Source organism: Amycolatopsis sp. NPDC006131 (assembly GCF_040614175.1).
Classification (GTDB): Bacteria; Actinomycetota; Actinomycetes; order Mycobacteriales; family Pseudonocardiaceae; genus Amycolatopsis_E; species Amycolatopsis_E tucumanensis.
The window spans coordinates 58,380-70,019 of sequence record NZ_JBEXTX010000032.1; the positions used below are offsets into that span (position 1 = coordinate 58,380).

The following is an 11,640-nucleotide window of genomic DNA, read 5'->3' on the forward strand; positions in this document are numbered from 1 at the left end:
GCCGGGACCGCGCCGCCGTGGGAAAATGCGCGGATGCGGCAGATCGGGAACGACGCCAACCTCGCCGGGAAGATCCTCGACGAGCTCAAGAGCGCCATCGTCAACGGCGAGCTCGTCGCGGGCAGCCTGTACTCGGTGCACGACCTCGCGGAGCGGCTCGGCGTGTCCCGGACGCCGGTGCGGGAGGCGCTGATCCAGCTGGCCGAGCGCGGCATGGTGCGGTTCGAGCGCAACCGCGGCGTGCGGATCCTCCAGACATCCCTGCACGACCTGGAGGAGGTCTTCGCGATCCGGCTGCTGCTGGAGGTCCCGGCCACCCACCGCGCCGTCACGCAGCGGACCGCCGCGTGGGTCAAGGAGCTGGGCGCCCAGCTCAAGGCGATGCGCGCCGCCGCCGAGAAACGCGACGAGGCCACGTTCATGGCCGCCGACCGGCGCTTCCACGAGATCATCAACGAGGCGTCCGGCAACGTGCGGCTCGCCCGCTACATCGACTCGTTGCGCGACATGGTCCTGCTGCGCGGCGCCTCGACCGTCGACACCTCGCGCAGCCTGTCCGACATCCTCGCCGAGCACGAGGAGATCTTCGCGCTCATCGAAGCGGGCAAGGCCGACGAAGCCGCCGAGTCCATGCGCGCGCACCTGCTCAACACCGCCCGGCTGCTGATCGGCCAGGAAGCCGCGGCCAGTGGCGACCCGGTCCCGCCGGTCTCGTTGGAGTGGACCGGCTACCCACGTCGTTGACGAGTAGCATGCTACATGCCACTCTGTGCTCGGCTCTGTCCTGACGCGCAAGGAGGCGCAGATGACGGCACCGAGCAAGGTTCACCTGCTCAAGACCGGAACCATGGAATGCGACCAGACCTGGCTGCTGCTCAAGCCGGGTGCGACCATCACCGACCGCTCGAACACCCGCAAGGAAGCGGTGTGGACGACGTGCCCGACCCACGCGGTGCTCATCGAGCACCCGGACGGGCGAATCCTGTGGGACACCGGCGTTCCGCAGGACTGGGAGACCCGCTGGGCGCCCACCGGGCTGCAGGAGTTCTTCCCCGTCCAGGAGGGCACCAGCTACCTGCAGGACTCGCTGGCCGCGCTGGAGCTGACCCCGGACGACATCGACGTGCTCGTGCTGTCCCACCTGCACTTCGACCACGCCGCGAACGCGAAGCTGTTCGCAGGCGGCAAGACGCGCATCATCGTCAACGCCAACGAGCACGAGGGCGCGCTCGGCATCGACGGGCCGTTCAAGGGCGCGCACCTCAAGGCCGACTACGAGGGCATCGACTACGAACTCGTCTCCGGTGACGCCGAAATCGCGCCGGGCGTCAGCGTCATCGAGACACCGGGCCACACCTGGGGGACGATGTCACTGCGGGTGGACCTGCCGGAGGCGGGCACCAAGATCTTCACCTCCGACGCGGTCTACCTCGGCGAGAGCTGGGGCCCGCCGGCCGTCGGCGCCGCGATCGTCTGGGACAGCGTGCGCTGGCTGGAGTCGGTGGAGAAGCTGCGCCGCATCGCCGAGGAGACCAACGCCGAGGTGATCTTCGGGCACGACCCGGAGCAGGCCGCCAAGCTCCCGTTCGCCCCCGACGGGTACTTCGGCTGAAAGGCACGGGCATGACCGAATACCTCAACGAGACCGTCTTCACCTGGGGCGCGACGCCGCTGAAGTTCGGCGCCGGCGCCGTCGACGAGATCGGCTGGGACCTCGCGCAGATGGGCGCGGAACGGGTCCTCATCGTCACCGACCCGGGCGTCGCCGCCACCGGCGTGCCGCAGCGCGTCGCCGACGCCGCCAAGGCGGGCGGGCTGACCGTCGAGGTCTACGACCAGGTGCACGTCGAACCGACCGACGTCAGCATCCAGGCCGCGGTGGACTTCGCGAAGCAGTCCGAGTGGGACGGGTTCATCGCCGTCGGCGGCGGCTCGTCGATCGACACCGCCAAGGCCATCAACCTGATGACCACCTACCCGGCCGACCTCTACGACTACGTCAACAAGCCGATCGGTCAGGGCAAGGCGCCGGCCGGGCCGCTCAAGCCGCTGGTCGCGGTGCCGACCACCGCGGGCACCGGGTCGGAGACGACGCCGGTGTGCATCATGGACTTCCTCGACCTCAAGGTGAAGTCCGGCATCAGCCACCCGCGGCTGCGGCCGTCGATGGCGGTGGTCGATCCGCTGCTGACGCTGAGCATGCCGCCCGAGGTGACCGCGGCCAGCGGGATGGACGTGCTGTGCCACGCGCTGGAGTCCTACACGGCCAAGCCGTTCGACTCCTTCCCGCGGCACCGCGCGGAAACCCGGGTCGCCTACTGCGGGTCGAACCCGATCTCGGACGCCTGGACCGAGCAGGCGCTGACCCTGCTGGCCCGCTCGTTCCGCAAGGCCGTGCTGAACGGCGGCGACTTCGCGGCGCGGACGGACATGATGCTGGCGGCGACGTTCGCCGGCATGGGGTTCGGCAACGCGGGCGTGCACATCCCGCACGCCTGCGCGTACCCGATCGCCGGGCGCGTCAAGGAGTACCGGCCGAAGAACTACCCCCAGGACGAGGCGATGGTCCCGCACGGCGAGTCGGTGTCGCTGACCGCGCCCGCGGCGTTCCGGTTCACCTTCCCGACGAACCCCGAGAAGCACCTGCGGGCCGCGCGGATCCTCGACCCGCACGCGCCGAAGCAGCACGACGCGGTCGACCAGCTGCCGTTCGTGCTGTCCTCGCTGATGCGCGACATCGGCACGCCGAACGGGATCGGCGGCGTCGGCTACGACGAGAGCGACATCGGCGACCTGGTCGAGGGCACCCTCAAGCAGGAGCGGCTGCTGACCATCTCGCCGCGGCCGGTCCGCGGTGAGGACCTGGAGGCGATCTTCGCCCAGTCGATCGAGAACTGGTGATCGGATGCCCATCTACGACTACGCGTGCGAGTGCGGGAACCGGTTCGAGGCGCTCGTGCCCTCGTCCGCCAGCCCCGCGCCGAGCTGTGCGTGCGGTTCGTCGCCACGCCGCCTGCCGCCCGCGGTGCGGCTCGGCGGCGTCGCCTCGGCCGGGCCCAGCCGGGACGACGCGCCGAAGAGCTGGCGCGGCACCGGCAACGGCGACCGGGAGACGGTGCGGCACTGGCACCAGCAGATGACCCGGCGGGAGAAGCTGGAGCAGAAGTACCCGGAGCTGGCGGGCGACCGCCGTCCGGTGCTCGCCCACGAGGGGCGCTTCGCCGCGGCGCCCCTGCGGGCAGGCGATCCGGTGCCGGGAGAATCGGGTTCATGACGGTGGTCGCGGACGAGCGCGTGGCCCGGTTCCTCGCGGAGCTGGGCCGCGCGCTCACCGGTGAGGTCGAGTCCGGCACGACGGCGCGCGCGACCTACAGCATGGACGCGTCGAACTACCGGCACGTGCCGCTGGCCGTCGTGTTCCCGTCCACTGTGGAGGATCTGGAGACGACGGTCCGGCTGTGCCGGGAGTTCCGAATCCCCATCACCGCCCGTGGCGCAGGAACGAGCATCGGCGGGCAGGCGCTCGGCGAGGGTGTCGTGATCGACTACAGCAGGCACCTGAACCGGGTGCTGGACATCGATCCGGGGGCGCGGACCGCGCGCGTGCAGCCCGGCGTGGTGCTGGACGCGTTGCGCGCGGCCGCCGCCCCGCACGGGCTGACGTTCGGGCCGGACCCGTCGACCCACAGCCGCTGCACGATCGGCGGCATGGTGGGCAACGACGCGTGCGGCTCGCACTCGGTGGCGTGGGGGCGGACCGCGGACAACGTGGTCGCGCTGGACGTGCTGACCGCGGACGGGACGCGGCTGGCGATCGGGGAGTCGCTGCCGGACGATCCGCGGGTCGCCGAGTCGAAGCAGCTCGCGCTGGACAACCTGGCGCTGCTGCGCACGTCGTTCCCGTCGATCCCACGGCGCGTGTCGGGGTACGCGCTGGACCAGCTGTTGCCGGAGAACGGGACGAACCTGGTCCGCGCCATGGTCGGCACCGAGGGCACGTGCGTGCTGCTGACCGAGATCACCGTGCGGCTGGTGCCCGCGCCCGCGGCCCGCGCGCTGGTCGTCGCGGGCTATGCCGACGACATCGCGGCTGCCGACGCCGTGCCGTCGGTGCTGCCGCTGAAGCCGTTGACCGTCGAGGGCATGGGCCGCGACCTCATCGACTCGCTGTTGATGCGGCGGTCGCACCCGGCCGTCGACCTGCTGCCGGCGGGGCGCGGCTGGCTGTTCGTCGAGGTCGGGGGAGCGGACCCGGCGGAGGCGGCGGCGCGGGCTGCCGAAGTCGCGGCTGCCCTGGAGCGGGACACCGGCGCCGCGACCGTGGTGGAGACGCGGCCGGCGGACCAGCGGGTCCTCTGGTCGGTGCGGGAGGCCGCGGCCGGGATCGTGACCCGCATGGCGGACGGTTCCGAGGCCTGGCCGGGCTGGGAGGACTCCGCGGTGCCGCCCGCTCATCTCGGGGCCTATCTACGGGATTTCCGGGCTCTGCTGGGGAAGTACGGGCTGAAGGGTGTCCCATATGGACACTTCGGCGAGGGGTGCGTGCACGTGCGCATCAACTTCGGCCTGACCAGCGAGGAGGGCCGCCGGCAGTTCCGGGCGTTCATGGAGGATGCGGCGGACCTGGTGGTGCGGCACGGCGGGTCGCTGTCCGGCGAGCACGGCGACGGGCAGGCGCGGGCGGAGCTGTTGTCGCGGATGTACCCGCCGGAGATCCTGGCGCTGTTCGAGCGGTTCAAGGCGATTTGGGACCCGGCGGACCTGCTCAACCCGGGCAACCTGGTGCGGCCCCGGAAGCTGGACGCGGACCTGCGGTTCGACGGGCCGGTGCGGTCGCTGCCGGTGACGTTGAAGTACCCGCACGACGGCGGCAGCCTGGCGACCGCGACCCGCCGGTGCGTCGGCGTCGGGGCGTGTGTCGACAAGTCGTCCGGCGTGATGTGCCCGAGCTACATGGTCACCGGGCGCGAGGAGCACTCGACGCGCGGGCGGTCGCGGCTGCTGTTCGAGATGATGCGCGGCGAGACGGTCACCGACGGCTGGCGCTCCGGCGAGGTGCTGGAGGCGCTGGACCTGTGCCTGGCGTGCAAGGGTTGTCTGTCCGACTGCCCGGTCAACGTGGACATGGCGTCGTACAAGGCGGAGTTCCTGCACCAGCACTACGCGGGGCGGCTGCGCCCGGCGAGCCACTACACGCTCGGGTTCCTGCCGGTGCTGGCGCGGCTGGCGTCGGGTGCGCCGCGGCTGGCGAACCGCGTGCTGGGCGGTCGGTTGTCCGGGCTGGTGAAGAAGGCCGGCGGGATCACCCCGGAGCGGTCGCTGCCGCGGTTCGCGCCGCGGACGTTCCGGCGCGGGTTCCGGGGACAGGAGCGGGGGCGGCCGCGGGTGGTGTTGTGGCCGGACACGTTCACCAACTTCCTGTCGCCCGAGGTCGGGCACGACGCGGTGCGGGTGCTGGAGCACGCCGGGTTCGACGTGGTGCTGCCGTCGTCGTCGGTGTGCTGCGGGCTGACCTGGATTTCGACCGGGCAGCTCGGGGTGGCGCGCCGCGTGCTGCGGCGGACGTTGCGGGTGCTGCGGCCGGAACTGGAGGCGGGGACGCCGATCGTGGGCCTGGAGCCGAGCTGCCTGGCGGTGTTCCGGCACGACTCGCGGGAGCTGCTGGACGACTCCGAGCTGCACGGGTTGCCGTCGCAGGCGTTCACGCTGGCGGAGTTCCTGGAGAAGTACGCGCCGGACGTGTCGTTCCCCGAGGTCGAGGCGACGGCCATTACGCAGCAGCACTGCCACCAGCACGCGGTGATGGGCAACGCGGCGGACGAGCGGTTGCTCCGCCGGGTGGGTGTGCGGAACCGGACGCTGGACTCGGGGTGTTGCGGGCTGGCGGGCAACTTCGGGGTCGAGAAGGGGCACTACGAGGTGTCGGTCGCCGCGGCGAACCGGGTGCTGGTTCCTGAGGTGGAGGCCGCACCCCCGGACACGATGGTCCTCGCGGACGGCTTCAGCTGCCGCACCCAGATCGACGACCTCACCGGACGGCAGGCGCTGCACCTGGCGCAGGTACTCGCGCGGGCGCTGGACACCCCTGGCGCCTGAGCGGCGAGTTCCCCTCCGGCGCGCGAGTTCCACGTTCGGCGCGGCGAGTTCCACACTCGGCGGGGGAGCGGCATCCCCGGTTTTGCTTCCGGGGTGAGGTGCCCTCGCAGGGTGCGTGGGCGCGGGCTCACGCCCTGTCGGCCGGACACACCCCCGACGCCTGAGCGGCAAGCCCCACGCTCCCGCGCGCGGGTCCCCGCTCCGGCGCGGTGAATTTCACGTTCCGTGGGGGAGCGGCATCCCCGGTTTTGCTTCCGGGGTGAGGTGCCCTCGCAGGGTGCGCGGGCGCGGGGCTCTCGCTCCGTCGGCTGGGCACCCCCGGCTGAGCGGCGAGTCCACGCTCCGGCGCGCGGGTCCCCGCTCCGGCGCGGTGAATTTCGCGTTCCGTGGGGGAGCGGCATCCGGTTTCGCTTCCCGGGTGAGGTGCCCTCGGAGGGTGCGCGGGCGCGGGGCTCTCGCTCCGTCGGCTGGACACCCCCGGCTGAGCGGCGAGTCCACGCTCCGACGCGCGGGTCCCCCATCCCAGCGCGGGGAGTTCCACACTCGGCGCGGGAGCGGCACCCCCGGACGGGGGCAAGCGCTCGACCCGTGGCGTTAACCGTTGCTAACGTGGCTCGGGCATCGGCGCCAAGGGAGGCGAGGATGGACAGCGCAGCGTTGCGGCCCGAGATCGCCAAGTCGTGGCGGCGGGCGGAGCTGTCCGGGCTCCGGCCGGACGCCGCGGTCGACCGGCTCACCGTCGCGGACATCGACCGCCGCAGCAGGCTCGTTCTCGCCGCCGAACCCGTCCTCGACCAGGCCACCCGCGAGCTCGCCGACACCGCCTTCAGCCTCATCCTCGCCGACCGCGACGCCTGGATCGTCGACCGGCGGTTCGGCGAGCGCCGGCTGGAATCGACCCTCGACCGGCTCGGCGTCGTCCCCGGCAGGCGCTTCACCGAGGAGAACACCGGCACCAACTCGATCGCCACCGTCTTCGAGCTGCGCCAGGGCCTCGCCGTGCACGGGCACGAGCACTTCATCGACAGCTTCAAGGCCTTCGCCTGCTACGGCCACCCGATCACGCACCCGGTGACCCGCCGCCTGGAGGGCGTCCTCGACATCACCTGCCCGGCCGACCACGCCAACCCGCTGCTCGGCCCGTTCCTGCGCCGCGCGGTCGCCGACATCGAGCAGCGCCTGCTGGAGGGCTCCCGCGCGGCCGAGCAGCGCATGCTCGCCGCCTACCAGGCAGCCGCCCTCAACCGCCTGCGCCCGGTCCTGGTGCTGGGCGACGACGTCGTCCTCGCCAACGCCGCCGCCACCGACCTGCTCGACGCCCCCGACCACGCGATCCTCCGCGGGCTCGCCATGGACGCCCCGTTCGGCGTCCGGCAGGCCCGCAGCGTCCGGCTGTCCTCCGGTCGCGTCGCGGACGTGTCCTTCGAGCGCATCACCGGCGCGTCCGGCGTGCTGTTCGAGCTGGAACCGCCCGCGGTGCAGGCGATCCCGCGGCGCGCCACCCCGCGGCCGGTGCAGCGGGACTTCACCACCTACCGGGAACAACGCACGCACGTCCTCATCAGCGGCGAGCCCGGCACCGGCCGTTCGACGGTGGCCCGCGAGCTGGCGGGGGAGTCCGCGCTGGCCGTGCTCGACGCGGTGGACGCCCAGCACTGGGCCCCCACTCTGGACCAGCTCGTCGCGTCGCACACCGGGCTGCTGGTGATCGAGAACATCGCCCTGCTGCCCGCCGACGCGGCCGCCCGGGTCGGGGCCGCCATGGACCGCGGCTGGTTCGCGTTCACCGGCCCGCCGCCGTCTGAGCTGACCGGCCCCGCCGCCGACCTCGCCAGCCGCTGCATCGCCCGCCGGGAGCTGCCCCCACTCCGCTCCCGGCGGGACGAACTGCCCGCACTGGTCGCGGCGATGCTGGCCGACCTCGGCTCGACCCTCCGGTTCGTGCCCCGCACGCTGGAGGTCCTCGCCGCGCAGCCGTGGCCGGGCAACTTGCGCGAGCTGAAGGCGCTGCTGCGGCACGTCGCGGCCGGCCGTGCGTGTGGTGACGTGCTGCCGCGTGACCTGCCGGAGGCCTACCAGGGCAGTCCCCGGGCACGCCACCTCACGCCGATCGAGCAGCTCGAACACGACGCGATCGCCGCCGCGCTGCGGGACTGCGGCGGCAACAAGGCCCACGCCGCGAAGCTGCTCGGCATCAGCCGCTCGACGCTGCACCGGCGGGTGCGGAGCCTCGGGCTGAGCTGACCTTGCCCGGCAGGGGTGTCTCGTCGCGGGCGGGATGCGCCAGCGGCCGCCCGCCGTGAGCGGGGACGCGAGCATCCTCGAACGCGGTCACGCGAACCACCCCCAGGCCACGACGGCGGCCAGCACGAGCAGCACCACGGGCACCGCCACGACTTTCATCTCGCGGCGGCGGACGTGCTGCACGACCGCCCCGGCCATCAGCAGCACCAGCCCGGTGGCCGCGAGCGGCGACAGCACCGGCGCGATGTCCAGCGCGGCGGGCAGGATCAGCCCCGCCGCGGCGAGCACCTCCAGCACACCGATGGTCTTGCCGAGGCTTACGCTGAGCCCGGTGGCGGCCAGTTTTTCGGCCGGTTGCGCCAGTTTCACGGCCCCACTGGCCAGGAAGACGGCCGCCAGCGCGGCCGCGATGATCCACAACGCGATGTCCATGCCGGTCCGACGACGCAGCCCCGCGCGGTGTGAGGTCACTGTGTCAACTTGACACGGTTAGCCCGCTGTTGCGCAGGTCACCATTACCGCCACGTCCACGACGAGGAGGTTGGTGTGACTGCGGTAGCGGAGCAGGCGGTGCGGCCGGCGGTTCGGGAGTTCGTGTCCGGGACCAAGCAGCTGCTGATCGGCGGGCAGTGGGTGAACGCGGCGTCGGGCCGGACGTTCCCCACCTTCGACCCCGCCACGGGGGAGAAGATCACCGAGGTGGCGCACGGCGCCGCCGAGGACGTCGACCGCGCGGTGGCCGCGGCGCGGCGCGCGTTCGAGGACAGTCCGTGGTCCCGCACCACGCCGTCGGAGCGGCAGCGCCTGATCTGGCGGATCGGCGACCTGCTGCTGGAGCGCGCCGAGCAGTTCGCGCAGCTGGAGGCGCTGGACAACGGCAAGTCCGTGGCGGTCGCGCAGGGCGTCGACGTCGCCTGGGCGGCCGACATCTTCCACTACTACGCCGGGTGGGCGACCAAGATCGAGGGCCGCACGATCACCCCGTCCGTGCCGTGGATCCCGGGCAGCCAGTGGCACGCCTACACGCTGCGGGAACCGGTCGGCGTGTGCGCGCAGATCATCCCGTGGAACTTCCCGCTGGTGATGGCCGCGTTCAAGCTGGCGCCCGCGCTCGCGGCCGGCAACACCGTCATCCTGAAGCCTGCCGAGCAGACTCCGCTGACGGCGTTGCTGCTCGGCGAGCTGTTCTGCGAAGCCGGGTTCCCGGACGGCGTGGTCAACATCCTCACCGGGTTCGGTGACGCGGGCGCCGCGCTGGCCGCGCACGACGACGTCGACAAGGTCGCGTTCACCGGTTCCACCGAGGTGGGCAAGAAGATCGTGGACGCGGCCAAGGGCAACCTGAAGAAGGTGTCGCTGGAGCTGGGCGGCAAGAGCCCCAACCTCGTGTTCGCCGACGCCGACCTGGAGGCCGCGATCCCCGGTTCGGCCAACGCCTGGCTGTTCAACCACGGCCAGTGCTGTGTGGCGGGCACGCGGTTGTTCGTCGAGGAGTCCATCTTCGACGAGTTCACCCAGGGTGTCGCGGAGTTCGCGAGCCAGGTCAAGATCGGCCCGGGCCTGGACCCGACGACGCAGCTGGGCCCGCTCGTGTCGCAGGAGCAGCTCGACCGCGTCACCAGCTACCTGCGGCAGGGCATCGCGGACGGCGCCCGTGCCCTGACCGGCGGCGGCCGTCACGGCGACTCCGGTTACTACGTCGAGCCGACCGTGCTGGTGGACGTGCGCGACGACATGAGCGTGGTGCGCGAGGAGATCTTCGGCCCGGTCGTGGCCGCGATCCCGTTCTCGGCCGAGGACGGTCTCGCCGCGGCCGCGAACAACACCGAATACGGCCTGGCGGCGGGGATCTGGACGCGGGACATCTCGCGCGCCCACCGGGTGGCGAAGCAGATCAAGGCCGGTTCGGTGTGGGTCAACTGCTACAACGGCTTCGACACCGCGATCCCGTTCGGCGGGTACAAGCAGTCCGGCTGGGGCCGCGAGCTCGGCGCCGAGGCCATCGACCTCTACACCCAGACCAAAGCCGTCAACGTCGCGCTCTGAGGAGAATCCGCATGAAGGTCAAGGCAGCTGTACTCACCGATTTCAAGACCCCGTTCGAGATCACCGAGCTGGACCTGGACGGCCCGCGGGAGGGCGAGGTCCTGATCCGCTACGTCGCGGCCGGCTTGTGCCACTCCGACCTGCACCTGTCCGATGGAGATTTGCCGCCGCGGTTCCCGATCGTGGGCGGGCACGAGGGCGCCGGGATCATCGAAGAGGTCGGGCCGGGGGTCACGAAGGTCAAGCCCGGTGACCACGTCGTGTGCTCGTTCATCCCGAACTGCGGCACGTGCCGTTACTGCGCCACGGGGCATCAGAGCTTGTGCGACATGGGTGCGACGATCCTGGAAGGCAGCTTCCCGGACGGCAGTTTCCGGTTCCACAAGGGCGGGGTCGACTACGGGCAGATGTGCATGCTCGGCACTTTCGCCGAGTATTCGACGATCTCGCAGCACTCGGTGGTCAAAGTGGACGAAAGCGTGCCGCTGGAGACCGCGGTGCTCGTCGGCTGCGGTGTCCCGACCGGGTGGGGCACGGCCGTGTACGCGGGGGACGTGCGGCCAGGTGAGACCGTGGTCATCTACGGGATCGGCGGGATCGGCATCAACTCGGTGCAGGGCGCGGCGCACGCCGGGGCGAAGAACGTCGTGGTGGTCGACCCGCTGGCGTTCAAGCGGGACACCGCGCTGAAGCTGGGAGCCACGCACGCCTTCGCGACGGCGGGGGAGGCGCACGAGGTGGTCACCGAGCTGACCCGGGGGCAGGGCGCGGACAAGGCGCTGGTCACGGTCGGGGTGGTGGACGAAGAGGTGATGTCGGCGGCGTTCGACGTCGTCGGCAAGGGCGGGGTCGTCGTGGTGACCGGCTTGGCGGACCCCGCGAAGGCGACGATCCACGTCTCCGGCGCGGTGCTCACCCTGTGGGAGAAGACGATCAAGGGGAGCCTGTTCGGCAGCGGCAACCCGCAGCGGGACATCCTGAAGATGCTGGACCTCTACCAGGCGGGCACGCTGAAGCTGGACGAGCTGGTCACCAACCGGTACCGCCTCGAAGACGTCAACCAAGGCTACGAGGACCTGGTGGCAGGCAAGAACATCCGAGGCGTAGTCGTCCACGGCTAACCCCAACCGCCACCCGGCGACGAGAAGCAAGCGACCAACCCAACCAGACCTCCCCCGCCCCCGATCCACAGCCGATCTTTAGTCGCCGACCAGGGTTGTCAAGGCACGCTTTCCCGCCTTGACAAGCCTGCTC

9 protein-coding genes are annotated in these 11,640 nt (G+C 71.6%); 8 read left to right on the forward strand and 1 reads right to left on the reverse strand.

Translation table 11 applies throughout. The features are described from left to right. Window positions 1-33: 33 nt before the first annotated feature. From ABZ215_RS18710 to ABZ215_RS18735, 6 genes are all read left to right on the forward strand, one after another. Window positions 34-744: a GntR family transcriptional regulator gene (locus ABZ215_RS18710; protein WP_020416703.1), complete on the forward strand. Its 711-nt coding sequence runs from the start codon at window positions 34-36 to the stop codon at window positions 742-744. 61 nt (window positions 745-805) lie between these two features. Then, window positions 806-1,612, forward strand: a complete 807-nt coding sequence (locus ABZ215_RS18715) for an N-acyl homoserine lactonase family protein (RefSeq protein ID WP_020416704.1) — start codon at window positions 806-808, stop codon at window positions 1,610-1,612. A gap of 11 nt (window positions 1,613-1,623) precedes the next feature. Further along, window positions 1,624-2,901 (forward strand): hydroxyacid-oxoacid transhydrogenase, encoded by a 1,278-nt coding sequence (locus ABZ215_RS18720; RefSeq protein WP_354950424.1) that lies wholly within the window; start codon window positions 1,624-1,626, stop codon window positions 2,899-2,901. A 4-nt stretch (window positions 2,902-2,905) separates the two neighbouring features. Then, window positions 2,906-3,274, forward strand: coding sequence for a zinc ribbon domain-containing protein (locus ABZ215_RS18725; protein ID WP_020416706.1), 369 nt, complete (start codon window positions 2,906-2,908; stop codon window positions 3,272-3,274). Beyond that, a complete protein-coding gene (locus ABZ215_RS18730; RefSeq protein WP_354950425.1) occupies window positions 3,271-6,096 on the forward strand; it encodes an FAD-binding and (Fe-S)-binding domain-containing protein in 2,826 nt (941 codons plus the stop codon). The genes ABZ215_RS18725 and ABZ215_RS18730 overlap by 4 nt, the downstream gene beginning before the upstream one ends. 642 nt (window positions 6,097-6,738) lie before the next feature. Further along, window positions 6,739-8,340, forward strand: a complete 1,602-nt coding sequence (locus ABZ215_RS18735; RefSeq protein WP_354950426.1) for a helix-turn-helix domain-containing protein — start codon at window positions 6,739-6,741, stop codon at window positions 8,338-8,340. 87 nt (window positions 8,341-8,427) lie between these two features. Here ABZ215_RS18735 and ABZ215_RS18740 read toward each other — a convergent pair whose 3' ends face one another. Further along, window positions 8,428-8,772 carry a DoxX family protein gene (locus ABZ215_RS18740; protein WP_354950428.1) on the reverse strand — a complete coding sequence of 115 codons (345 nt, stop codon included), beginning with the start codon at window positions 8,770-8,772 and terminating at the stop codon, window positions 8,428-8,430. A 114-nt stretch (window positions 8,773-8,886) separates the two neighbouring features. On the opposite strand from ABZ215_RS18740, the gene ABZ215_RS18745 reads away from it, so the two are divergent. Both ABZ215_RS18745 and ABZ215_RS18750 read left to right on the forward strand, forming a co-directional pair. After that, entirely contained in the window at window positions 8,887-10,386 is a 1,500-nt protein-coding gene (locus ABZ215_RS18745) for an aldehyde dehydrogenase family protein (RefSeq protein WP_354950427.1), read from the forward strand. 11 nt (window positions 10,387-10,397) lie between these two features. Then, window positions 10,398-11,507, forward strand: a complete 1,110-nt coding sequence (locus ABZ215_RS18750) for an NDMA-dependent alcohol dehydrogenase (RefSeq protein ID WP_027931485.1) — start codon at window positions 10,398-10,400, stop codon at window positions 11,505-11,507. The last annotated feature ends 133 nt before the right edge of the window (window positions 11,508-11,640 follow it).

Excerpts from the sequence above, each read along its gene's own strand:
- ABZ215_RS18710 (WP_020416703.1), top strand. The coding sequence starts at position 34 with ATGCGGCAGATCGGGAACGACGCCAACCTCGCCGGGAAGATCCTCGAC.
- ABZ215_RS18715 (WP_020416704.1), top strand. The coding sequence starts at position 806 with ATGACGGCACCGAGCAAGGTTCACCTGCTCAAGACCGGAACCATGGAA.
- ABZ215_RS18720 (WP_354950424.1), top strand. The coding sequence starts at position 1,624 with ATGACCGAATACCTCAACGAGACCGTCTTCACCTGGGGCGCGACGCCG.
- ABZ215_RS18725 (WP_020416706.1), top strand. The coding sequence starts at position 2,906 with ATGCCCATCTACGACTACGCGTGCGAGTGCGGGAACCGGTTCGAGGCG.
- ABZ215_RS18730 (WP_354950425.1), top strand. The coding sequence starts at position 3,271 with ATGACGGTGGTCGCGGACGAGCGCGTGGCCCGGTTCCTCGCGGAGCTG.
- ABZ215_RS18735 (WP_354950426.1), top strand. The coding sequence starts at position 6,739 with ATGGACAGCGCAGCGTTGCGGCCCGAGATCGCCAAGTCGTGGCGGCGG.
- ABZ215_RS18740 (WP_354950428.1), bottom strand. The coding sequence starts at position 8,772 with ATGGACATCGCGTTGTGGATCATCGCGGCCGCGCTGGCGGCCGTCTTC.
- ABZ215_RS18750 (WP_027931485.1), top strand. The coding sequence starts at position 10,398 with ATGAAGGTCAAGGCAGCTGTACTCACCGATTTCAAGACCCCGTTCGAG.